The following is a 23,856-nucleotide window of genomic DNA, read 5'->3' as shown; positions in this document are numbered from 1 at the left end:
ACGCTATGTGGCAAAAAGCGCCACTTCGCATCCTTTCCTTATGCCGGTCGCAGCTGGGCAAGCGCCCTACGCTTTTGTATTCCTCTAGCTCCGGGCGCCCTATACGTGGGCCATTTTCATTTCTCTGACGTCTGTGAAATGGCCAGTAATTGCTGCGGCAGCTGCCATTGCTGGACTCATCAAATGTGTGCGTGATCCTGCTCCTTGCCTGCCTTCGAAGTTTCGGTTCGATGTCGAGGCACATCTTTCTCCTGCCGGAACGACGTCATCGTTCATCGCGAGGCACATGCTGCAGCCCGATTCACGCCATTCAAAGCCAGCGTCTAGGAATACTTTGTCCAGGCCTTCCTCTTCCGCCTGTCGTTTCACCGTTCGAGAGCCTGGGACAACGATCGCCGTCACTTCCGGATGCACTTTCTGGCCCGCAATCACTTCCGCCGCACTTCGTAAATCACTTAGCCGTGCATTTGTACATGATCCGATGAATACATGTTGGATGGCAATTGAACTTAGCGGCATCCCTTCTTCTAAATCCATATAAGCGAGTGCGTTTTTTAAAGCCTCTTTATCGGATTCATTCGTGAAATCGTTAGCAGAAGGGACAAGTGCGCTAATGCCCGACCCCATCGAAGGATTCGTGCCCCATGTGACGAACGGCTCGATTTCGTCTGCATCGATTTCGAGTGTAGTATCGTATACGGCGCCTTCATCCGTTGCCAATGCAAGCCACTTTTCCGCTGCCTCCTCAAAAGAATCACCTTCAGGCACATAGCGACGGCCTTTCAAATAGGCGACAGTCGTCTCATCAGGGCTGATCAAACCAGCTTTCGCACCCGCCTCGATCGACATATTGCAAATCGTCATCCGCTCTTCCATTGTCAAAGCGCGAATCGCGTCACCTGTATATTCGACGATATGGCCAGTGCCGATATCAATGCCAAATTTTGCGATGATTGCAAGGATGATGTCCTTCGCTGTCACGCCGAATCCAATTTTTCCGTTAATGCGAATTTCCATCGTTTTCGGTTTTGATTGCCATAATGTCTGCGTCGACAGGACATGCTCGACTTCACTCGTGCCAATGCCGAATGCAATTGCGCCAAATGCGCCATGTGTCGAAGTATGGCTATCTCCGCACACAATCGTCTTTCCGGGCTGCGTCAATCCGAGCTCCGGGCCGATAATATGGACGATCCCTTGGTCTGGATGCTGCATATCTGCAAGCTGAATGCCGAATTCATCGCAATTCTTTTCCAACGTCGTGATTTGTTTTTTAGCGATCGGGTCATTGATTGTCGGTAAATTACGGGTCGGCACGTTATGGTCCATCGTTGCGAAACAGAGGTCGGGGCGCCTTACTTTCCGCCCCGCCAGCCGCAAACCTTCGAATGCTTGTGGAGAAGTCACTTCATGCAATAAATGAAGGTCGACGTACAATAAATCCGGCTTCCCCTGTTCTTCGTACACAATATGCTGCTCCCAAATCTTTTCAATGATCGTTTTGGCCATTAGCGCTTCTCCTTTCAATTTTCATTCATCAGGCATATGAAAACATGATGCTATTTGAAACGAACTGTAGGTCCAGCTCATCGATCACTTTATCCGTCCATTCTTTTGTCGAATGGGCCCGATCCGTTCTGCCTGCTAAATCTGTTGTGAAATATCCGTCTTCAAACACTGTATTGACCGCTTCTTCGATTGCAGCAGCCTCCGTTTCCATGTCGAATGAATAGCGGAGCATCATCGCAGCTGATAAGATTGCCGCCGCTGGATTTGCAAGACCTTTTCCAGCCACGTCGGGGGCAGAGCCATGCACAGGTTCGTACAGACCGAAACCGTCAGAGCGGACACTAGCGGATGGCAGTAGACCGAGAGATCCTGTAATGACGGATGCCTCATCGCTTAAAATATCGCCGAACATATTTTCAGTGACGATGACATCGAAAGCAGCTGGGTTCGTGATCAATTTCATTGCCGCGGAATCGACAAGCTGATGCTCCACTTCGATATCCGGATAACCTTTCCGCTTCTCTTCCACAACTTCACGCCAAAGTTTACTGGATTCAAGTACATTTGCCTTGTCGACGGATGTCACTTTCCCTTTCCGCAACCGGGCAAGTTCAAAAGCCTTATCAACGATCCGTTCGATTTCTTCCCGTGTATAGACGAGTGTGTCGACAGCGGATGCCTCGGTTTTCCTGCTCGGTTGCCCGAAATAAATGCCACCCGTCAATTCACGGACGATCATCATATCGACTTCTTGAACTATGTCCTCTTTTAAAGGAGAAGCTTGGAGCAAGGATGGGACAGCCTTTACAGGTCTTAGGTTTGCAAATAAATCAAAATGCTTCCGAATGGCAAGCAGCCCTTTTTCCGGCCGCAGCTCAGAAGGGTTCTGATCCCATTTCGGACCGCCGACCGCCCCTAAGAGTACTGCATCACTTGATTCGCAGAGAGCAATTGTTTCCTCTGGAAGCGGGTTGTTGAATTGATCGATTGCTTCCCCTCCGATTGAACCGTAGTTGAAATGGAATATGTGGTTGAACCGTCTTGCAACCACTTCAAGAACTTTTACTGCCGCCGCCGTCACTTCTGGTCCGATTCCATCGCCTTGTAATACAGCTACTCTTTTTTCCATTTTCCTTCTCCTCCTTGTTGTCATCTTACGGATTACTAAATATTCCGACCTACGAATGTATAAATCATCATTGACTAACCGTTTCCAACACTTTCACTTGATCCTTCACTAACTTGCGATTAATAGCGTTCAAATAGGCTTTGGCCGATGCTTCAAGAACGTCTTGCGAAATGTCGCGGCCTGTAAAGGTTTCGCCATTGAAACGTAAATTGACGACCGCTTCCCCTAATGCATCGCGACCTTTGCCGATGGAAGTTACCCGATAATCCAATATGTTAACCTGCCCTTTGACGAGCAATTCCAATGCATTGAAGATTGCCTCCACTGAGCCCGCCCCCGTTGTTGCAACGACGATATTTTCCCCGGATGGCACGTTTGCCGCAACTGTTGCTGTCGGGACATTGGAAGTGCCGTATTGAACTTGCACATTCGTTAATTCATATATGTCAGCTTCTGAATGCTTAATTTGCTTTCCAGTAAATAGAACAAAAAGATCGTCCTCTGTAATTTCCTTTTTCCGATCTGCCAGCTTTTTGAACTCAGCAAATGCTTCATTCAATTGTGCGTCGCTTAGTTCGAAGCCCATCGATACAGCTCGATCCTTAAATGCATGACGGCCTGAATGCTTACCAAGCGCTAGCGGAGCTGTCGTTTCCCCGATCAGTTCCGGAGTGATGATTTCATACGTCTCCCGATTTTTTAGCATGCCGTCCTGATGGATGCCGGATTCATGAGCGAATGCATTCTTCCCGACAACCGCCTTATTCGGCTGAATGACGACGCCAGTCAGCTGGCTCACTAATTGGCTTGTGCGCTTGATTTCCTGTAAATTAACGCCTGTTTCCAAACCATAAATGTCTTTGCGGATATGGAGCGCAACTGCGATTTCTTCGAGCGCTGCATTTCCAGCCCGTTCACCGATCCCGTTAATCGTACCTTCGACTTGATCGGCACCATTTTCAATCGCTGCAATAGAGTTTGCAACAGCCATTCCTAAGTCGTTATGACAATGTGCGGATAGCTTCACACGCTCAATACCTGTCACATTCTCCTTCAAGAATTTGAATAAAGCACCGTATTCCTGTGGCGTAGCATAACCGACTGTGTCAGGGATATTGATCGTAGTTGCCCCTGCCTTGATCACTTGATTGATAATCCTGACGAGGAATGCAGGATCCGAACGGAATGCGTCTTCAGCTGACCATTGAACGAGAGGAAAGAATTTTTTTGCATATTTCACGGCTTCAACTGCTATATCCACGACTTGGTCAGGTGATTTCATTAATTTATGTTCCATATGGATTGAAGAAGTTGCGAGAAACACGTGAAGATGGGGTTGCTGCCCGCCTTTTAACGCTTCCCATGATGTATCGATATCGCTTTTCATAGCGCGGGCAAGACCGGTCACCGTCGAGTTCTTTACTGTATTCGCGATTCGTTGTACCGCTTCAAAATCACCAGGTGAGGAAGCAGGGAATCCTGCTTCAATCACCGTTGCGCCAAAACGTTCTAGTTGGCGGGCAATTTCCATCTTTTCAGCTGTATTCAAATTGATGCCGGCTGATTGTTCACCATCGCGAAGCGTCGTATCAAAAATGTCAATTTGTCGCACTGCCCACCACTTCCTCCTGTTTTGTTTTCTTGCCTTCATTCACGAATGGCATCATGGCACGAAGCTTTTCCCCCACTACTTCGATTTGGTGCTTCGCTTCCGATTCCTTATACGCATTGTAGTCAGGACGGTTGTTTTCGTTTTCCGCAATCCAACCTTCCGCGAATTTACCTTCTTGGATTTCAGTCAAAATGTCTTTCATGCGTGCTTTCGTGTCTGCGTCAACGACACGCGGTCCTGATACGTAATCGCCCCATTCAGCAGTGTCGGAAATCGAATAGCGCATTCCGGACATGCCCCCTTCGTACATGAGATCGACAATCAGTTTCAATTCATGCATCGTTTCGAAATAGGCAAGTTCAGGCTGATATCCCGCTTCTACCAACGTTTCAAAGCCTGCTTTGACGAGTGAAGTTAACCCGCCGCAAAGTACCGCTTGCTCCCCGAATAGATCCGTCTCCGTTTCCTCTTTGAATGAAGTTTCAAGTACACCGGCACGTGCTGCACCGATTCCTTTCGCATATGCAAGTGCTACATCTTTCGCTTGGCCAGAAACGTCTTGGAATACTGCGAACAATGCCGGTACGCCAGCACCTGCCTCATATGTTCTGCGTACGAGGTGTCCAGGGCCTTTCGGTGCTACTAGGAATACATCGACGTCTGCAGGCGGCTTGATTTGTCCGAAGTGGACGTTGAATCCGTGTGCGAATACAAGTGATTTGCCTGCTTTTAGTGCCGGTTGGATTTCTTCGTCATACACTTTCTTCTGTCTTTCATCCGGAAGGAGGATCATGATGATATCCGCTTGCTCAGCCGCTTCGGCAACCGTTTTTACATCAAGGCCGTCTTCTTTTGCTTGATCAAATGATTTTCCTGGGCGTACGCCGACGACTACGTTATGTCCTGATTCTTTCAAGTTTTGTGCGTGCGCATGGCCTTGTGAGCCGTAGCCGATGACCGCGATCGTTTTTCCTTGTAGTAGTCCTTCATTGATATCCTGGTTGTAATACATTTTAGCCATTATTAGTTCCTCCTCGAATTTGGGTTTTATTTTTATTTTAAAATGGATAACTGTGGTGTGTTGACCTTTTGAATCTCACGGGTGAATGCCGTTGCTCCGGTTCTTGATAATTCCTTGATGCCATAAGGCTTGACGAGATCGATGAATGCCTCGATTTTTTCAGGGGCGCCTGTCACTTGGTACGTGACGACGTTTTTCCCGGAGTCGATGACCGTTGCACGGAACGGTTCGATGATGCTGTTAATTTCACTGCGCGCATGTGGCGGTGAAACGACTTTCACCAATGCAAGCTCCCGCATGACGATTGCTTTATCAGTAATGTCATTCACTTTGATAACGTCGATCTGCTTTTGCAGCTGCTTGACGAGCTGTTCGATTTTCTGTTCATCCTCCACGTGGACGATAAATGTCATTTTCGACATGCCAGTCTGTTCGGAATGCCCGACTGTGATACTTTCGATGTTGAATTGCCTTTTCATGAGCAATCCCGTGACCCGGTTCAATACGCCGCTTTGATTGATGACGGTGACCGTAATGACTCTTTTCATTTGCTTTTCACCCCGATCATGTCTTGTAGTCCTTTTCCTGGAGCGACCATCGGATAGACGTTTTCCAGCATTTTCACCCGGCAATCGATAAGCACCGGTTCATCTGACAGAAGGGCCTCCCTGAATATCTGTTCAGCATCCTCTTTTTTCGTGATACGGTACCCTTTCAGGTCGTACGCTTCTGCCAATTTCACGAAATCCGGCTGGACTGGAATCAACGACTGTGAATATCGTTCATCGTAAAACGTTTCCTGCCATTGGCGCACCATTCCGAGTGCTCCGTTGTTCAAGATGACGACTTTCACCGGAATTCTCATTTCCTGCAAGAGAGACAATTCTTGTGAAGTCATTTGGAAACCGCCATCGCCGACGATTGCGACGACCCTTTCATTCGGCTTGGCGATTTGTGCGCCAATAGCGGCAGGGAAACCGAAGCCCATCGTTCCGAGACCGCCTGACGTCACCCAATGATCGGGATTGTTCAATGAATAATATTGGGCAGCCCACATTTGATGCTGTCCGACATCCGTTGTGACAATTGCATCCCCCTCGGTAATGCGGTGGATCATTTGGATTGCTTCCTGCGGCAGGATTTCGTGCTCGTCGGTGTTGTACCATAGCGGCGACTCTTCTTGTAAACCATTTAAGTAAGTGAGCCAGTCTGCCGTATCGGGTGCTTCAAATTCCTGATTAAGCAATGCTTTCAATGCTTCCTTCGAATCCGATACGATCGGGATTTCTGTCGGGACGTTCTTTCCGATTTCCGCGGGATCAATATCGATATGGATAACTCTTGCATGCGGTGCGAATGTTCCCAGATTGCCTGTCAGCCTGTCATCGAATCGAGCACCGATATTAATCAAAACATCGCACTCGCTAATCGCCATATTTGCCGTATACGTCCCATGCATGCCTGCCATGCCGAGGAATAATTCATGGGTTCCTTCAATGCTTCCTAGTCCAAGCAACGTATTCGTAACTGGAATCCGTTTTGTTTCCACTACGGTTTTCAGTTCTGCCATTGCCTGACCGTGCAACACGCCTGCACCAGCCAAGATGAGCGGCTTCCGTGCGAATCGGATCGCTTCGACCGCCTTTTGTATTTGCAAGTAATTCGGAGTAGTAGTCGGCTGGTAACCCGGCAAATTCACCTCGGCAGTGCGTTCTTCTTCGGTGACGAAGATTTCCGTAGCTACGTTTTTCGGGATGTCTACAACAACCGGACCGCGTCTTCCTGTTGAAGCGATGTGGAATGCCTCTTTGATGATCCTCGGAAGATCCGCAACATCACGCACTTGGTAATTATGCTTTGTGATTGGCTGTGTAATGCCGATCACATCGGCCTCTTGGAATGCATCTGTCCCGATGACTGTACTTGCCACCTGCCCTGTGAAAACGACTAGCGGCAAGGAATCCATCATTGCATCCGTTATTCCTGTCACCAGATTTGTCGCACCCGGACCAGATGTCGCAAGGACAACGCCCGGTTTGCCGGATACTCGCGCATAGCCTTCCGCTGCATGGATGGCTCCCTGTTCATGACGGGCAAGCACATGGGGAATCGGATCCTTGTATAATGCGTCGTAAATCGGCAGGACAGCACCTCCAGGGTATCCGAAAATGACTTCGACACCTTGGTCTTTCAACCCTTGAATCAAGACGGCAGAACCATCCATCGGTTGAATCTGTTTTTGTTGTTCCATAGGCTCTTGCGCCATTTCCATTACTGCTTGCTTCGTTTGAACTTCCGCACTCATCTACAAACTCCTCCTTACTGTTCTATTTCGTTAGTTTATATAAAAAGAAAAAGCCTTTTCTCCCCACACAAAGAAATCTTATTCTTCATGTAAGGGATGAAAAAGCTTTTCATGGTACCACCCTTGTTCACGGCAAACGCCGCCTCATGAATGGATATAAAAACATTATCCATTCGCTGCTAACGGGCCCATTCAATTGAGCCCGGGATTGCCTACTCAGTAATACTTTCAGCAGTCCACTCCGGAGTGATATCGCGGATAGTTGCATTGCCGGCTTCCAGCACGACCGGCTCTCTGTGAATGCAAGGATCTATCCCCTTTTGCCCCATCATCGATTTGTTATATTTTCATGACGCCGCCTGTGCTTGCCGACGTAACGAGTTTTGAATATCTTGCTAAATAGCCTTTTTTAATCTTTGGTTCGAATGGTTGCAGTTTTGCTCTGCGCTCCGCCAATATTTCTTCAGAAACTTTCAGCTCTATTGTTCGGTTCGTCAAATTGATGTCAATCATATCTCCATCTTCGACTAAGGCAATCGGTCCGCCTTCAGCTGCTTCCGGTGAAATATGACCAATGGAAATACCTCGGGATGCTCCGGAGAAACGGCCGTCTGTAATGAGCGCCACTTTCGTTCCTAAGCCTCTGCCTTGAATGGCTGACGTAGGGGCGAGCATTTCCGGCATTCCCGGGCCGCCTTTTGGACCTTCGTAGCGGATGACGACGACATGCCCTTCACGGACTGTGCCGTTGTCGATGTTCTCCTGAGCAGCTTCCTGTGAATCAAAGACGATTGCTTCACCGGTGAACTGCTTAATGGAAGGATCTACCGCTCCAACTTTGATGACTCCGCCGTCTGGAGCAATGTTTCCGAATAGGACGGACAAGCCGCCTACCGGACTGTATGGATTATCTTTCGTGCGGATTACTTGATCGTTCGTAATCTTGTAATCTTGGACGTCTTCCCTCATCGATTTTCCTGTAATCGTGATGCGATCCGGGTGGATGGCTCCAGGTATTTTTGTCAGTTCATTGATGATGGCACTAACGCCGCCTGCTTTAAAAATATCATCCATGGAAATATCGGAAGCCGGCATAATTTTCGCTAAATACGGGACTCTTTCAGCTACCGTGTTAATATCTTGGACGCTATATTCGATTTCCGCTTCATGGGCTATCGCCAATGTATGTAGCACTGTATTGGTCGAGCCACCCATCGCCATATCGAGAGCGAACGCATCATCGATTGCTTCTTTCGTAACGATATCGCGTGGTTTCACTCCCTCTTTCACCATGCGGACCAAATGCTTCGCCGCGTCTTTGATCAGTTTATGACGTTCATCGGAAGTGGCGACGATCGTTCCATTGCCCGGTAATGCCAATCCTAGCATTTCCATCAGACAGTTCATGGAGTTGGCTGTGAACATCCCAGAGCACGATCCGCAAGTCGGGCACGCGTTGTTTTCAATGTCGAGAAGCTCTTCCGCCGTCATTTTGCCCGATTTGTATGCTCCGACTCCTTCGAAAACAGATGTGAGGGAAAGTGGAGCACCAGATGACGATACACCTGCTTCCATCGGTCCGCCTGAAACGAATACAGAAGGGACATTCGTCCGGACTGCTGCCATAAGCATGCCTGGCGTGATCTTGTCACAGTTTGGAATGTAGAATACGCCATCGAACCAGTGGGCATTGATAACCGTTTCGGCACTATCCGCAATCAATTCGCGGCTTGGCAGCGAGTAACGCATTCCGATATGCCCCATCGCGATTCCATCATCTACACCAATCGTGTTGAATTCAAATGGAACCCCGCCTGCTTCCCAGATTGCTTCTTTTACAATTTCAGCAAATTTATTCAAATGTTTATGGCCTGGAATAATATCAATATATGAATTACAGACGCCGATGAAAGGTTTCTCCAAATCTTTTGTTTTAATGCCAGTCGCGTAGAGCAAACTTCTATGCGGTGCGCGATCAATACCTTTTTTAATCATGTCACTTCTCATTGCAATCTCTCCTAATCGAATCATCCAAGAGCTTTTGAACTGAATGAATTATGTGAAATGAATCACATATCTAAATAGATTGTTGCTATCATATATCGGATATTCACTAGAGTCAACCATCTTTTTTAAATAATTCATCAATTATGAATTGCGTTTTATTTTGTATCCGCTTACATCCGCGATATATTGCATATTGAGGAATATATGATAATAAAAAAATATTTTTATTTTAAATAGGAATGAGTAAATTAGAAAACGCTTTCGCAGAATCGCAAAAGCGCTGGTGGAGTTTTTATTGGGGGCGTTTATTAGCCCAATTGCAAATTAATGAGCCCTTGCGAGATTTAATGAGCCCTTCTGCAAATTAATGAGCCCTTACGAGATTTAATGAGCCCTTTTGCAAATTAATGAGCCCTTGCGAGGTTTAATGAGCCTAGCCAGTTATTCATTAAATTTATCAATTCGCCAGCCGGATTTTTTCACGTGAATGTAGCTTACTATGATTGTCTCAGCGGTTCGGGTGTCGCCGATCGGGACGGTGAGTTCGAATGTCATCTTGTTCTTTTTCGTTTTCATTGTTCGTGCGGTTGCTGTATCCCATTGCAGCAGTGAGTCCGGTGGTGCTTCTGTTTCTGGCGAGGCTAACTTCCCTTTATGTTTCAAAATGCCATTGTCTTTCATGAACCGTTTCGCTTTCTTCTTCGTCACGTACTTCTGCAGTTCCGCCCTCAATTTCTTCTTGGAGTCCAAGTGTGCTGCCAAATAGCGGTATTCCAATCCTTTATGGGCGAATGTTTTATATTCGCCTTCCTTGTATAATCCGCCTGCCTGAATCATCGCTGCTGCTCCAGTCCATGCGGTTGCCAGTTCGACGGCTTCCTTCGGTGTAAGGGCGGCTTGACTTGATGGTGGTTTTCCGCCGCAAGCCGCTGTCATAAGTAATAGTAAAGCGATTGCCACTATGTTCATTATCCTCTTTTTCAACATGCAACCCCCTGACTAGCTAATACTTTAACGTATGAACTATTAAGGGTTCGCATACGCCGTCATACTGAATTCATTCCGTGTAACGTACAGTGCCTGCCACCGAAACAATTCTAAATTGTTTCAGTGGCAGGCACCTGAGAAAAATCTTTCGACATTTTTCGCACTATCCTCATCTGTGGATAACCTTGTCCACGTTGTCCACGTTGCTCTACGGGGTGTGAACGGCTTACGAACAAGTTAGGCACAACTTATCCACGGTTCACTGTGGATATCGGAACGGTTGTTCTACCAAATAAAATTTGGTAAGGTAAAAATAGTCCAACTTCACGTTATGCAACCGGAAACGTTTTTATGACAAGGAGGAGAACAAATTGTTGAGTATGCCGGATGACTTATTAGTAGATTCGTATGAAAAAGCAATTGCGCTAAACCTTTGCCCTCAATTCATCAATCTGTTGGAGAAAGAGATCAAACGACGTTCTATCCATCTCAAAAGTTGCGGATCACAGACCTCTTATAATGAAAATGAGAGCCAATCCATTCATTGACGGACAAGCTCTCACTCTCATTTATTTTACTGTTACTTCCAGGTAAATTCCTTTCTTTATTACATTTCCCACCTTGTCTTTCCAAACCGGGTGGATGATCAACATGTATTTCTTCCCTGAAACCAATGGCGCTGCAGGTATCACTTCAATTGTTTTTCCATCCTTTACTTCTATGCGGACACTGCTCTCTTTTCCACCGATTTCAATTAATTGGACCGATTCGTTGCCAAGTTGACGCCAATCCATTTCCTTCGTCATGTTAACCGTAAACGTCTTTGTCGTCTTTACATTTTTCAATGAAGGAAATGCCGTGTACCCTTTTAATCGTGCTGCCAACTGATCATAATGCGCAGTCGTCAATTCTTCATTTTCCGGTGTCTTTACGTCCGGGGACACACCGACTTTATCCACAGGTATGCCGTTCGGTGAATAAAAACGGGCTGTCGTCAATTTCAATACACTGCCATCTTGAAATGCAAACATCGATTGCATCGTACCTTTACCGTACGTATTTCGCCCGTATAAAGTGGCGGCTTGTCGCTCTTTCAAATTGACGGCTAGCATTTCGGATGCGCTCGCGCTATATTCATTGACAAGTAAGGATACAGGGCCTTCCATCTTTCTTTTTTGACTCGTAGAAGGATAGACTTCGGGCTTTTTATTTTTTTCACGTAATTGGAACGCTTGCGAGACGTCCGGGAAGAATCCGGCAATATCTTGCGCAGCTGTAATATAGCCCCCTCCGTTATTACGAATATCCATGATAAAGCCATTCGCACCGTCAAGCGCTTTAATGGCGTTCGCTACCTCTTTTCCTGAATCGGTGGCAAAACTATTTAGTCTGATGTAGCCGATATTCCCTCCGAGCATTTCCGATTCGACTGTTGGTAAATGGATTTCTGCCCGTTGAAGCGTCTTCTTCAAAGGACCACTCGCTTTTTCCCTTTCGATCGTTAACGTGACTTTCGTGTTTTCCTTCCCACTAATTAAAGGAATCGCTGCTTGAACAGATTTCCCTTTCAACGCTTTGCCTTCCACTTCTATAATGACATCACCTGGGAGTAGGCCTGATTTGAACGCAGGTCCATCAGGAATGACAGAAATGATCTTTACCCCGTTTTCATGTTCCTCTAATACGACACCAATTCCTACAATCCGTTGCTCGATACCGTTGATGAAATCCTCGTATTCACCTTTAGACATATAGACAGAATGCGCATCGAGGCTATCCGCGATTTCTTTGCCCGTCTTTTTCGACAGGACATGTTCTGGCACTTCATCCACATAGTACTCCGTTACCAATTGCCGTATTTCGTCTATCGGCTCTGCAGCAGCGGATGGTGTGAACGGCATCATGACAAAAAGAATGGCAAGTAGCGCCAAGAAAGGCTGCATTTGTTTTTTGAACAAGTTGTAATCCCCGTTTCTCTTTAGAGTTTCTACTATTATATCTATTAACATCCATATTGGTCTATTAAATATTCATCTAGTTGGGTGCAGCATTTTTTCTAACATCACGACCGATGCGACCGATATACTAGATATGTGCACGCTTATCAAATCGAAGCGTTGGAACTATACATATTTTAAACCGAAATGATTTGTACGTGAGCCTTTGTGGAGTTCACAACTTGTCCACAAAGGTTTTCTTATGCCGTCTTTTCGAGGGGAAATGAAAGGTGATTAAAAATTGAAGAGAGTTTTATGGTTGGCGCTTATTTTTGCTTTGGCGTTTCCAATTATGCCAGAAGCGGCAAGTGTTCAAACCGTCAACATCACAGAAACGACACCAGTTTTTAAAGATTCGCAGAAAGTTGCTGTTTTCTTAAAAGGCACTTCCACTTCAATCGCAAAGGAATCGGACCGCTACTATCACACAGTTATTGGCGGCGAAGAAGTGAAATTCTCGAAATCCCGTGCGAAAGTCGCGAAAGATAGCTTTGGTTCTTTGAAGGGCGCGTATCCTGTTCGTGCACAGACAAAAAAGCATGTCCCCATTTTGAATGCACCTAAGAAGAATGCGAAATCGATTGGACAGCTTCAACCGAACTTGACCATCCAGCTTCAGCGTGCAAGGGGCGATTATTACCCGATCAACTTCGGTGGGAAGACTGCGTATATCGACAAAAAAGATATTGTTGTGGATCCAGGAATTCCTGTGCTGATGTATCATGATCTCGTCCGTGTGAAGATGAGCGACAATGTCTCCGTCCTTGAATTGAAAAATTTCGAGGAGCAGATGAACTATTTAAAAAAGAACAACTGGACAACGATCACACCGCGTCAGCTTGAACTTTGGATGAAAGGAAAAATTGAGCTTCAAAAGAAATCTGTGCTCATTACGTTCGATGACGGGTATGATTCCACTGTTGAACTCGGCTATCCGATTTTGAAGCGCCACGGGTTCAAGGCGACGTCATTTTTGATTACGAGCAGGATTGACAAGCCTGGAATGGTGTCTGCTGAATCGATACGATTGACGAGTGATGTCTATTCCTATGAAAGCCACACACATGCTTTTCATATGTTCAATTCAATGACCGGTTTAAGTTATTTGCAATCGGAATCAAGGTATTCGATTGGCGCTGACTTAAATGAAGCGAATGAGTCAATTAAGGAAATTCTCGACAACGGGTACCGAGTGACTGCGCATGCCTACCCTTATGGGAAAAGAAGCCCTCAAGCGATTCAGGCGCTCAAGGACGCGGGTATTACGATTGCTTTCACGATTGAAGAGGGCAATGTGCATCGCGGCGATTCGATTTATGAATTGAATCGGCAACGCGTTCACTCGAGTATGAGTTTGAAGGATTTTGCGGATAAATTGAATGGCATGTAGCATTTAATTTATGGAAGACGAAGGAGTTTAAAAGCAGGCCTCCACTGTAGGGGGCCTGCTTTTATTATATTGTAGAGTGAAGTCCCGACCGTAATGTATGCTTTAACACTTTCCCGGAGGCATTCCTTGGGAGTTCATCTAAGAATTCGACTTCGATTGGCACTTTGTACTTCGCTAGATTGCTTGCGCAGTAGCTCAGTATTTCCGTTTCGGACAATGACTTCCCTTCCTTTAGCACTGCATATGCCTTTGGAACTTCCCCTAGCACTTCGTGAGGGATGCCGACAACTGCTGCCTCCAATAATTCAGGGATTTGATAGAGCACTTCTTCGACTTCCACGGGGTAGACGTTTTCGCCGCCGCGGATAATCATATCTTTTTTCCGGTCGACGATATAAAGCAGCCCGTCTCCATCCATCGTACCTAAATCTCCTGAATAGAGCCATCCATTTTTGATGGTCCTTCTCGTTTCCTCTTCATTCTTCAAATACCCTTTCATCACTTGCGGTCCGCGCATAACGATTTCGCCGACTTGCCCCGTTGGAAGTGGATCTCCGAATTCATCGACGACTTGAACTTCCGTCTGTGGCAGGGCCTCACCGACAGAACCGATTTTCTCTAGTGCCAGATGGTCTTTCAGTGTTGAAGCGGCAGGAGAATTTTCTGTCTGTCCGTATAGATTTTGCACTTTCACATTCGGGAAGGTTTCTTTCAGCTTCTTTACCATTTCGTACGGCATCGGTGCAGCTCCATAACAGAACAGTCGTAATGATGACAAGTCGACTTCCTTTATATACGGCAAATTAAGTAGGATCGTGTACATAGCAGGAACCCCGAAAAAGATCGTCGGCTTCGCTTGCTCTATCAATTCCACTGTTCCCTTTGGCGAGAAAGCTTCCTCAATAATGACAGTTCCGCCTTTGTACGTAATCGGGATCATGAAAACATGGCATGCTGCACAATGGAATAGCGGCGTCGAAATGAGCATCCGGTCGGCATCGGTCATATCCATTGCCTCCGACCAAATATCCGCTGTCGACACAATATTTTGATGCGTCAACATCACTCCTTTCGGCTTGCCTGTCGTACCAGATGTATACATAACGACAGCTGTATCCTCTCCATGCAATTCAACAGGACTGTATACCAACGTTTCATCCTGCAACAATTGATCGAGGTCTCCTCCGTCACCGATAGAAAGTTTCTCTTGAAACGGATGTTTCGATTGAGCAACGACCTCTTCCAATCGTTTATCGAAAATAATCGTTTTTGCTTCTGAATGATTGAAAATATATTCCACTTCAGGAGGAGCTAGCTTCGTGTTGATGGGCATAACAGTGAAACCGCCTAATTGAATGCCGAAATAACAGACGAGGAATGAATCTGAGTTTAAGCAATAAAGAGCGATAATGTCATCTTTTTTATAGCCTTCCTTCTGAAAGTGTGCTGCCACTTTTTTCGCCTTCTCAAAAAACTCCTTATACGACCATTCCCTTCCGTTGAAAGAAGTAAAAACTTTAGCCGGTTGCTCGGTTGCGTATTTTTCCAACACGTCTGTCATGAACATACACTTTCCTCCTCGTCATAAATCAATCTATCTTTATATTATCAACTGATATTTCTGATTACAAGTTAAATAGTTAATTTTCAGTTACTAGTAGCCTGAAAGATTCTTGAACGTCATACGTCTATTCCATAAGCTTTTTGCGTAAACTGCTACCAACAATTCATTGAAAATAGTTGCGCAAAGAGTGGAGAGAACTATGGAAGCAGCGGAAAAAGGTTCATATAAAAGAATATTGATTTGGCTAGGCATTTTAGTTGGCATCTTCGTCATAGCTGTTATTATTTATAGTCTCTTTTTCGTGAAGGAACTGACTGAAACGGCGAAGGTCATGCATGAGCCGATCGAGCGCATCGTTTCAGAAAAAAGAGAAGAGCCGATTGTTTTTCAAGAGAAAGAACCCTTCTCCGTTCTTGTGTTAGGTGTCGATGAAAGAGAAGGCGATAAAGGAAGATCTGACACGATGATTGTGCTTGCAGTAAACCCAACACTGCAGTCGACTAAAATGATGAGCATCCCTCGTGATACGTATGTAGATATAATCGACCTTGGAATAAAGGATAAATTGAATCATGCATATGCTTTCGGCGGGATAGAAATGTCACTCGCAACGGTTGAACATTTTCTTGATATACCGATTGATTATGTCGTGCAAGTGAATATGGAAAGTTTCAAGGATATTATTGATGCGGTCGGAGGAGTGGCCGTACATAATTCACTCGATTTCACCGTTGACAACTTTTCCTTTCCTGAAGGGGAAATTAAATTGAAAGGCGAAGAGGCCCTCGCCTTTGTCAGGATGCGCTACGATGACCCTCGTGGCGATTTTGGGCGGCAAGATCGGCAAAAGCAAGTCGTTCATGCAATTTTGCGGGAAGGTGCCTCCATTACAAGTCTGTTGAACTATAAAGGGATTTTCGAGGCAATCGGGAAAAACGTGCGGACGAATATGACGTTTGATGAAATGGTGGAAGTGCAGAAAAACTATCGCGATGCAGCTAAATCCGTTGAACAGATTAGATTTGAAAAAGGTGAAGGAACGCGGATGAATGGCATCTGGTATTATATTACAGATCCCGCGGAGCTTGAGGAAGTGAAGACAGAGCTGAGGAAGCATTTGGGATTGGAATAACTTTGCTACGGTTTCGATGATGTTGTCTGGTTACTATTATAGTATTGTTTAATAAGCGAACTGAATTCTACTTGTTTCAGCATGTTCGAATGAAAAGCCAAGGAAGTGAAATTTCGTGGCGATACTGAGTTCCACTTCTTACTGAAAAATGGACACTTGCACATTTACGAGACCGAAAACAGTGTTGACGATCCCGAATTGCAATTGCTCACGTCCAATGAAAACATTATTTATGTAGTTGAAGGAATATACTAGAAAGATGAAGAGATTCCCAGACCATGATGTCGGGAACCTCTTACTTTTCATTATTTATTTGCAAGTTTACGAATCACTTCTGCCAGTAAATTTGTTCTTCCCACTAAAGTAGGGAGTTCCAAATACTCGTCTACACTATGTGCATTTCCACCAACAGGACCTAATCCGTCTATTGTTGAAACTCCCATCGCTGAAGTGAAAGATGCATCTGATCCTCCACCCGTTGCAACGTCAGTAACTTTGATTCCTAACTTGTCTCCTGTCTCCTTAATAAGTTCCAAGAACTGAATTGTTTGCTCATTTTTCACCATCGGGGGACGATTAATGCCGCCTTCCAGTTTGATTGTTGTACCAGCGACGTCCGATGATGCACATATTTCTTTCACCTGTCGATCAATTGCTTCAGCTTGTTCGGCATAAGTGATTCGTACATCCACATGGGCTGCGGCAGATGGGGCGATCGTATTGACTGATTCCCCTCCGTCGATGAGTCCGACACTTACGCTTATCCCTTCAGCGTGATTGGTCAGTGCATGCAACTTGATGATTTTATGGGCAAGCTCTTCGATTGCACTGATGCCGTTTTGCGGTTCAATACCTGAGTGAGCGCCCTTCCCTGTGACATAAATGGAATAGCGGCCTCCGCCACGCCTTGCAGTGACGAGTGAACCGTCTTTTCTTGCTGGTTCCATAATCAGTGCATGCGTTTTTCCTTCAGCGTATTTTTCAATGACACGCCTGGATGTTGGAGAGCCGATCTCTTCATCACCATTTAAAACGATTTGTATTTTTTCAAGTGCACCCGGACTGTTTTCTTTCAATGCTTTAAGTGCATATATAAGTGTCACTTGACTTGCTTTCATATCAATGACTCCGGGACCGTACGCTCGATTACCTTCAATTGAAAACGGTCTTTCGCTTGCTGTCCCAACACGGAAAACCGTATCCATATGCGCAACAGCTATCATTGTAGGATTTTCACTTCCCGGATAGGTGATCACCATATTATTGCCGTTTTCAGGCTCATCGATCACTTCGACAGTGAAGCCGATTTCTTCATAAATCCCTTTTAAAATCCCTCCCACTTCATCAATTCCTTTTTTATGAGTGGAACCGGAATCAATATTGACAAGCTTCTCCAATAGGGAAAGCATTTCAGTTTGTTTCGTTTGCAAAAATTCCTTCATGATTTTCCATCCCTTCTTCCCCTGACAGCATAGTAGAGGCATCAGTGTTCAACGGGAAATGGCAAGCCGCAAAATGTCCGGCTTCCAATTCCACCAATTCAGGCTCAACTAATTCACATTTCTTTTCCGCATATGGGCATCTTGTCCTGAATCTACAACCGGATGGGATATCCACATTACTTGGGATATCTCCTTCAAGAATTACTCTTTCCCGATCTCTAATGTAAGGGTCAGGAAGCGGCACTGCAGAAACAAGGCTTACCGTGTAAGGATGCATCGGTTTATCAAAGAGCTGTGCTTTCGTCGTTATTTCCACAATCTTCCCTAAATACATGACGGCAATCCGATCACTTATATATTTGACGGCTGGCAATCCGTGTGCGATAAAGATGAAAGTCAGCTTATATTCCTTTTGCAGTTTGATCAAAAGATTTAAGATCTGTGCCTGGATGGAGACATCTAAAGCGGAAACCGGCTCATCACAAATGATCAGCTTCGGGCGCAGTGCAATCGCTCGGGCAATACCGATACGTTGCCGTTGGCCGCCACTGAATTCATGCGGGAAGCGCTTTCCATACGTCCTGTCTAGTCCAACCGCATCCATCAGCTTGAAAACCTCTTCACGGATTTCGTTTCTCTTCATCTTCGTGTGAGTTCGTAGCGGTTCTGCGATAATATCCACAACCCTCATACGCGGATTCAATGAGGAAAAAGGATCTTGGAAGATCATTTGAATGTCAGCACGTGATTTTCTGACCTCTTCTTTTGTTAAAGAATCCATATCTTTGCCGTTGAAGATAATCTTGCCCTCTGTCTTTTCCAGCAAATTGATCAGTAAGTTTCCAGTTGTCGATTTTCCACAACCCGACTCACCAACAATTCCTAACGTTTCTCCTGCCAGAACGGTAAAATCGATCCCATCGACAGCTTTCAGCAGCTTCTTTTTGCCGAAGCCCTCAGTTAGCTCAAAATGCTTTTTCAACCCTTCTACTGTCAATAAAGGCGGATGTTCTTGATTTGTAACCATATTAAATCGCATCCTCCTTCTCTTCATACAACCAGCATCTCACTTTATGACCATCGGCAACTTCTCGCAATACCGGCTCCTGCGTCGTACAGACCTCAGTCGCAAACGGACAACGCGGGTTAAACTTGCATCCTTTCGGCATTTTCGAAGGAGTCGGGACAGTTCCGGTGATGGAGGCAAGTACCTCTTCTGTTTCATGAAACTTCGGTGTACTGTTGAGCAACCCTTTTGTATAAGGGTGTTTTGGATTGCTGAACAACGTATACACGTCGGTATGCTCGACAACTTGGCCGGCATACATGACAACGACTTTATCCGCCATTTCAGCAACAACACCTAAATCATGGGTGATCAAGAGGATAGCCGTACTGTTTTCTTTCGCCAGTTTCTTCATTAACTCCAATATTTGTGCTTGAATCGTAACATCCAGCGCTGTTGTCGGTTCATCTGCAATGAGCAGTTTCGGGTTGCACGATAGAGCCATTGCAATCATCACACGCTGCCTCATGCCCCCACTTAATACATGTGGAAATGAACTGAAGACTTTTTCCGCACGTGGTATGCCGACATGACGAAGCATTTCGATACTTTTTACTCTCGCTGTTTTTTTATCTACTTTCTGATGCAATTTAATAGACTCGGATAATTGGTTCCCTATTGTGAATAAAGGATTCAACGAAGATAAAGGCTCTTGGAATATCATCGCTATCTCGTTGCCTCTCAACTTCCGATAATCTTTTTTTCCAAGAGTCGTTAAATTCTTGCCTTCAAAAAGAATATTCCCTTTCTCCACTTTTCCGGGAGAATCAATCAATCCCATAATGGAAAGCGAAGTAACACTCTTGCCCGATCCGGATTCGCCTACGATAGCAAGCGTTTCACCTTCCCTTACTTCGAAGGACACCCCATTTACCGAAGGGATGACACCGTGTTCCGTCCTGAAATAAGTATGTAGATCATCCACATCCAATATTGCTGTTCCTGTCTTCATTTCACTGCACCTCCTTAACTTCTGCTTTGCGAACGCGGATCCAAGACATCCCGGAGCCAATCGCCTAAGAAAATAATTCCCAACACAGTAATCGTAATGGCAACCCCAGGAAATGTTGCCAACCACCAGCTCGTTGCAAGATAATCACGTCCATCGCTCAAAATTCCTCCCCAGGAAACGGTCGGAGGTTGAACGCCCAGCCCCAGAAAACTTAAAGAAGCTTCCAAAATAATTGTGGTTGCGATACTCAATGTCGATATGACAATAAACGAGGATATTACGTTAGGAAGGACATGGCGACTAATAATCTTGACGTTTCGTACTCCAATTGAACGTGCCGCTCTTACAAATTCCCTTTCCTTAATGGAAAGCGTTTCTCCCCTCACAATCCTGGCGTATGCGACCCAGTTCGTCACACCAAGAACGATGATGAGTGTCGGTACGCTTGGCCCGAATACTGCCAAGAAAACTAATGCAAACAAAATATTAGGAATGGATAAGAAGGAATCTACTATTCTCATTAGGATTGAGTCTAACCAGCCACCATAATAGCCTGAAGCCAGGCCCACGATAATGCCGATGATTCCCGCAAGAATGACCGAAGCAACACCGACAAGCAAGGAAACCCTCGATCCATAAATGATCCTGCTTAAAATATCCCTACCAAGATTATCCGTACCAAGAAGATACGCCTTCTCTCCACCCTCCAACCAGGAAGGGGGTTTCAACATTTTGGCTGGATTGATGGCTGCGGGATCATGCGGTGCCAAAAAATTAGCAAAAGCTGCCACAAGACATACTAATAAGACAATAATAAAACCTACTGTACCTGTCTTACTTTTTAATAGCAGTTTCGTCCAACGAGATAGAGCGTTTGTCTTTTTTCTGCTTTTTATTACACCGGCATCGCTTTCCGCAGCAGCATGTGATTGTAGATTTGCAGACATTTGATAACCCCCTTAACTGTACTTGATTCGTGGATCCAAAATTCGATAGACAACATCTGCTAAAAGATTCATAAAGATAACTAATATCGCGATTGTGAAAACGCTCGCCTGCACGATTGCCATGTCTCTCGTATTCACTGCTTGAATAAGAAGCTGTCCAAGACCCGGCCAAGAAAAGACCGTCTCAGTTATTAAAGCTCCACCAACTAGTGTTGACGTTTGCAAAGCCGTAATCGTGACAACTGGAATGAGCGAGTTCCGGAAGGCATGTTTATAGACAACAAAGAAATTACGAAGCCCTTTACTTTTTGCTGTTCTTACATAATCCTGGCTTAAGATTTCCACCATGCTAGAACGGATAAGTCTTGTCATCTCTGCTGCAACTCCCGTGCCTAACGTTATCGCAGGCAATATTAAATGGGCGATTGTTCCTCTGCCCGATACAGGAAACCATCCAAGAGTGACTGAGAACAATAGTATTAGCATAATTCCAAGCCAAAAGTTCGGCATCGCTTTCCCAATTACTGCTCCCCCTGTTGCAAGTAAATCCAATGAGGAATTCTTCCTAGTTGCGGACCATACGCCAAGTGGTATCGCAATAATAATAGCAATGATCATGGAAGCCGCCGCCAGTTCCAGTGTTGCCGGCAATCGTTCAAGCACTAAAGGTAATGCATCCGTATTGTATCTGAATGATTTTCCAAAATCCCCTTGGACAAGATCCAACATGTATTTTCCATATTGGACGATAAATGGCTGGTCAAGCCCCAACGCTACCGTCAATCGTTCAATATCCTCCTGGCTAGCATCCTCAGGCAGCATTAAGGCCACGGGATTTCCTGCTACGAAAACAAGCGAAAAAACAATGAATGAAATAATGAGCAGAACGGGTATGAATTCAAGGACTCTCTTCAGAAGAAATTTAATCATAGTGGCCTCCTCCTTTTAATTGATTTAACGAAGTGACTCCTTATTAAAAATACACGGGCCAGGAAATTTCTCCCTGGCCCTGCAATCAGGTTCTATTTCCGTTTGATTTTTGGAACGTAAATCATCTCATCCTGAGGAGGATTGAATTCAATACGATCGCTAACTCCAGTGTTAATCGTTTCTTGATAGAGTTGTACATGCGGGACATCCTCAGCTGCTATTTCTTCAATTTTTTGGATTTGTGCTTCACGTTCATCTGAATTCATATTTGTTGCAGACGCGCTTAGCAATTCCTCAATTTCATCATTTTTATAATCTGTTTCACCTTCGAAACGTTCAGCACGATACCAGTCAACTGAATAAGCTCCGTCGAACATAGAATTACCTAGACCAAGAAGATATGCATCTTTATTCTTCTTAGCAGTTCGCATTTCAACGAAATTACTCCATTCCATGAATTCGATATTTACTTTAATACCTGCTTGCGACAGCATACCTGCGATCATTTCCGTTACTTCAGCATCTTGCAAATAGCGTCCACGCGGGGAATGCAAAGTCATTTCAAAGCCTTCCGGATAACCAGCCTCTGCAAGAAGTGATTTTGCTTTGTCTAGATCATAATTATACGTGTCATAGAGGCTAGGATTATGTCCGAAGTTACCAGGACCAACCCTTGTACGTGTCGGAATTCCGCCGCCCTTCAATGCATGCTCAGCAAGTGAACCGTCGTCGATGGCGTAGTCAATCGCCTGACGGACTCGGACATCGGCAGTTGGATAGCCCTCTGTCGCACGTAGGATCAACATAATCGTACGGTTCGAAGTTTGTTTCTTCATTGAAGTACCATCGTTTTTATCTACACGGTCCCAATCACTCGGCGGAACGTTAACAGCGATATCTACTCCCCCTGTTAACAGCTCGGAAACCCTTGTGGAGTTTTCCGGGATAACGCGGAAGACAACTTCGTCCCACTCATCCTCTTTTCCTTCGTAGTAGTCCTCAAAAGGTACCATTACGATCCGGTCATCCCTAATCCACTCTTTGAATTTATAAGGACCTGTCCCAACCGGATTAGAGAGGAAGTGATCCCAGCCATTTTCCTCGATATAATTCTTCGGAAGCATTCCGGAGCCTAATCTTGATAATCTATGGAACAAAGATGGCTCAGGAGCATGCGTCACAACATTGAACGTCAATTCATCAACAATATCGACTTGTTTGATTTGTTTATAGTTAGGATATTCCTTCAATGTATCGTCTGTTGCAACACGCTCAAGAGTGAACTTGACGTCTTCAGAAGTGAGCGGATCACCATTATGGAACTTAACTCCCTCTTTCAATTTCATTTGCACAGTCAAATCATCCAACTGTTCAAATGTATCGACTAGTTCCGGTTGAATAACGTTATTGTCATCCCTTTTGAAAAGATAGTTGAACATATTGTCGTGGACCGCTTCAGTCGACGTATTATTATGATTATGAATATCAAAGCTTACAATATCTGACCCCATTGCAATCGTTAATGTACGATTATCATCTTTATTGCCAGAAGATGAACTTTCATTTTCACTACCGGTTTCACTTTTACTTCCGACACTACATGCTGCTAGTGACAACATCATCACAAGTAATCCTACAAAGACTAGTAGATTTCTCTTTTTCATTACATGCCCCCCTAATTAACTATTAATTCACCTTTAGTGAATAATTATAAATAATAATAAATGAAGTTAGATAGAAACACAATATGTTTTTAGAATATAAATAATTTACTAACCTTTTAATACTTTCAAACTAGTAGTTCCGAATCACTCTTAATCAGTGCTAATAATTTCTTGAATAGGGAGTATTCACATTAACTTAAAG

The 23,856-nt window shown here is 45.0% G+C and carries 19 protein-coding genes; 3 read left to right on the top strand and 16 right to left on the bottom strand.

Annotated elements, in window-relative coordinates; genetic code table 11:
- Positions 1–99: 99 nt before the first annotated feature.
- The 8 genes from leuC to SLU01_RS03970 form a co-directional block, all read right to left on the bottom strand.
- Entirely contained in the window at positions 100–1,509 is a 1,410-nt protein-coding gene (gene leuC / locus SLU01_RS04005; protein ID WP_147055603.1) for a 3-isopropylmalate dehydratase large subunit, read from the bottom strand.
- A 28-nt stretch (positions 1,510–1,537) separates the two neighbouring features.
- Complete coding sequence (leuB, locus tag SLU01_RS04000) at positions 1,538–2,638, bottom strand: 3-isopropylmalate dehydrogenase (protein ID WP_147055602.1); 1,101 nt, start codon at positions 2,636–2,638, stop codon at positions 1,538–1,540.
- A 67-nt stretch (positions 2,639–2,705) separates the two neighbouring features.
- Positions 2,706–4,250 carry a 2-isopropylmalate synthase gene (locus SLU01_RS03995; RefSeq protein ID WP_147055614.1) on the bottom strand — a complete coding sequence of 515 codons (1,545 nt, stop codon included), beginning with the start codon at positions 4,248–4,250 and terminating at the stop codon, positions 2,706–2,708.
- Positions 4,237–5,271 carry a ketol-acid reductoisomerase gene (ilvC, locus tag SLU01_RS03990; RefSeq protein ID WP_147055600.1) on the bottom strand — a complete coding sequence of 345 codons (1,035 nt, stop codon included), beginning with the start codon at positions 5,269–5,271 and terminating at the stop codon, positions 4,237–4,239. Before ilvC ends, SLU01_RS03995 begins: the two co-directional genes overlap by 14 nt.
- A gap of 32 nt (positions 5,272–5,303) precedes the next feature.
- Positions 5,304–5,819: an acetolactate synthase small subunit gene (gene ilvN / locus SLU01_RS03985; RefSeq protein WP_147055598.1), complete on the bottom strand. Its 516-nt coding sequence runs from the start codon at positions 5,817–5,819 to the stop codon at positions 5,304–5,306.
- Entirely contained in the window at positions 5,816–7,576 is a 1,761-nt protein-coding gene (gene ilvB / locus SLU01_RS03980) for an acetolactate synthase large subunit (RefSeq protein WP_147055596.1), read from the bottom strand. The genes ilvN and ilvB overlap by 4 nt, the downstream gene beginning before the upstream one ends.
- Positions 7,577–7,915: 339 nt before the next feature.
- Positions 7,916–9,583 (bottom strand): dihydroxy-acid dehydratase, encoded by a 1,668-nt coding sequence (ilvD, locus tag SLU01_RS03975; protein WP_147055593.1) that lies wholly within the window; start codon positions 9,581–9,583, stop codon positions 7,916–7,918.
- Positions 9,584–10,024: 441 nt separating this feature from the next.
- On the bottom strand, positions 10,025–10,567 hold the full coding sequence (locus SLU01_RS03970; protein ID WP_170232579.1) for a DL-endopeptidase inhibitor IseA family protein: 543 nt from the start codon (positions 10,565–10,567) through the stop codon (positions 10,025–10,027).
- Positions 10,568–10,950: 383 nt separating this feature from the next.
- On the opposite strand from SLU01_RS03970, the gene SLU01_RS03965 reads away from it, so the two are divergent.
- A complete protein-coding gene (locus SLU01_RS03965) occupies positions 10,951–11,118 on the top strand; it encodes a sporulation histidine kinase inhibitor Sda (protein ID WP_218029690.1) in 168 nt (55 codons plus the stop codon).
- A 21-nt stretch (positions 11,119–11,139) separates the two neighbouring features.
- On the opposite strand, the gene SLU01_RS03960 is transcribed toward SLU01_RS03965, so the two are convergent.
- On the bottom strand, positions 11,140–12,528 hold the full coding sequence (locus SLU01_RS03960; protein WP_246110864.1) for a S41 family peptidase: 1,389 nt from the start codon (positions 12,526–12,528) through the stop codon (positions 11,140–11,142).
- A 280-nt stretch (positions 12,529–12,808) separates the two neighbouring features.
- Between SLU01_RS03960 and SLU01_RS03955 the strand changes: the two genes are divergently transcribed.
- Entirely contained in the window at positions 12,809–13,957 is a 1,149-nt protein-coding gene (locus SLU01_RS03955) for a polysaccharide deacetylase family protein (protein ID WP_147055586.1), read from the top strand.
- Positions 13,958–14,021: 64 nt separating this feature from the next.
- Here the strand turns inward: SLU01_RS03955 and SLU01_RS03950 are convergent, their stop codons facing one another.
- Positions 14,022–15,524, bottom strand: a complete 1,503-nt coding sequence (locus SLU01_RS03950; protein ID WP_147055584.1) for a class I adenylate-forming enzyme family protein — start codon at positions 15,522–15,524, stop codon at positions 14,022–14,024.
- 196 nt (positions 15,525–15,720) lie between these two features.
- Between SLU01_RS03950 and SLU01_RS03945 the strand changes: the two genes are divergently transcribed.
- Entirely contained in the window at positions 15,721–16,653 is a 933-nt protein-coding gene (locus SLU01_RS03945; RefSeq protein WP_147055582.1) for an LCP family glycopolymer transferase, read from the top strand.
- A 305-nt stretch (positions 16,654–16,958) separates the two neighbouring features.
- On the opposite strand, the gene SLU01_RS03940 is transcribed toward SLU01_RS03945, so the two are convergent.
- From SLU01_RS03940 to SLU01_RS03915, 6 genes are all read right to left on the bottom strand, one after another.
- Entirely contained in the window at positions 16,959–18,095 is a 1,137-nt protein-coding gene (locus tag SLU01_RS03940) for a M20 family metallopeptidase (protein WP_147055581.1), read from the bottom strand.
- Positions 18,064–19,122 carry an ABC transporter ATP-binding protein gene (locus SLU01_RS03935; protein ID WP_147055579.1) on the bottom strand — a complete coding sequence of 353 codons (1,059 nt, stop codon included), beginning with the start codon at positions 19,120–19,122 and terminating at the stop codon, positions 18,064–18,066. The genes SLU01_RS03940 and SLU01_RS03935 overlap by 32 nt, the downstream gene beginning before the upstream one ends.
- Before the next feature lies 1 nt (position 19,123).
- Complete coding sequence (locus SLU01_RS03930) at positions 19,124–20,113, bottom strand: ABC transporter ATP-binding protein (RefSeq protein WP_147055577.1); 990 nt, start codon at positions 20,111–20,113, stop codon at positions 19,124–19,126.
- Between the two features lie 14 nt (positions 20,114–20,127).
- On the bottom strand, positions 20,128–21,060 hold the full coding sequence (locus tag SLU01_RS03925; protein ID WP_147055575.1) for an ABC transporter permease: 933 nt from the start codon (positions 21,058–21,060) through the stop codon (positions 20,128–20,130).
- A gap of 12 nt (positions 21,061–21,072) precedes the next feature.
- The gene (locus SLU01_RS03920; protein ID WP_147055573.1) at positions 21,073–21,990 is read right to left on the bottom strand and encodes an ABC transporter permease; all 918 of its coding nucleotides are present in this window, start codon (positions 21,988–21,990) and stop codon (positions 21,073–21,075) included.
- A 92-nt stretch (positions 21,991–22,082) separates the two neighbouring features.
- Complete coding sequence (locus tag SLU01_RS03915; RefSeq protein ID WP_147055571.1) at positions 22,083–23,654, bottom strand: ABC transporter substrate-binding protein; 1,572 nt, start codon at positions 23,652–23,654, stop codon at positions 22,083–22,085.
- Between the last annotated feature and the right edge of the window lie 202 nt (positions 23,655–23,856).

The sequence above is a fragment of the Sporosarcina luteola genome (assembly GCF_007991495.1).
Taxonomy (GTDB): Bacteria; Bacillota; Bacilli; order Bacillales_A; family Planococcaceae; genus Sporosarcina; species Sporosarcina luteola.
The sequence above is the reverse complement of the archived record's forward strand: the minus strand, read 5'-3'. Positions and strand labels throughout refer to the sequence as shown.

Excerpts from the sequence above, each read along its gene's own strand:
- leuC (WP_147055603.1), bottom strand. The coding sequence starts at position 1,509 with ATGGCCAAAACGATCATTGAAAAGATTTGGGAGCAGCATATTGTGTAC.
- leuB (WP_147055602.1), bottom strand. The coding sequence starts at position 2,638 with ATGGAAAAAAGAGTAGCTGTATTACAAGGCGATGGAATCGGACCAGAA.
- ilvC (WP_147055600.1), bottom strand. The coding sequence starts at position 5,271 with ATGGCTAAAATGTATTACAACCAGGATATCAATGAAGGACTACTACAA.
- ilvN (WP_147055598.1), bottom strand. The coding sequence starts at position 5,819 with ATGAAAAGAGTCATTACGGTCACCGTCATCAATCAAAGCGGCGTATTG.
- ilvB (WP_147055596.1), bottom strand. The coding sequence starts at position 7,576 with ATGAGTGCGGAAGTTCAAACGAAGCAAGCAGTAATGGAAATGGCGCAA.
- ilvD (WP_147055593.1), bottom strand. The coding sequence starts at position 9,583 with ATGAGAAGTGACATGATTAAAAAAGGTATTGATCGCGCACCGCATAGA.
- SLU01_RS03965 (WP_218029690.1), top strand. The coding sequence starts at position 10,951 with ATGCCGGATGACTTATTAGTAGATTCGTATGAAAAAGCAATTGCGCTA.
- SLU01_RS03950 (WP_147055584.1), bottom strand. The coding sequence starts at position 15,524 with ATGTTCATGACAGACGTGTTGGAAAAATACGCAACCGAGCAACCGGCT.
- SLU01_RS03945 (WP_147055582.1), top strand. The coding sequence starts at position 15,721 with ATGGAAGCAGCGGAAAAAGGTTCATATAAAAGAATATTGATTTGGCTA.
- SLU01_RS03940 (WP_147055581.1), bottom strand. The coding sequence starts at position 18,095 with ATGAAGGAATTTTTGCAAACGAAACAAACTGAAATGCTTTCCCTATTG.
- SLU01_RS03935 (WP_147055579.1), bottom strand. The coding sequence starts at position 19,122 with ATGGTTACAAATCAAGAACATCCGCCTTTATTGACAGTAGAAGGGTTG.
- SLU01_RS03930 (WP_147055577.1), bottom strand. The coding sequence starts at position 20,113 with ATGAAGACAGGAACAGCAATATTGGATGTGGATGATCTACATACTTAT.
- SLU01_RS03925 (WP_147055575.1), bottom strand. The coding sequence starts at position 21,060 with ATGTCTGCAAATCTACAATCACATGCTGCTGCGGAAAGCGATGCCGGT.
- SLU01_RS03920 (WP_147055573.1), bottom strand. The coding sequence starts at position 21,990 with ATGATTAAATTTCTTCTGAAGAGAGTCCTTGAATTCATACCCGTTCTG.
- SLU01_RS03915 (WP_147055571.1), bottom strand. The coding sequence starts at position 23,654 with ATGAAAAAGAGAAATCTACTAGTCTTTGTAGGATTACTTGTGATGATG.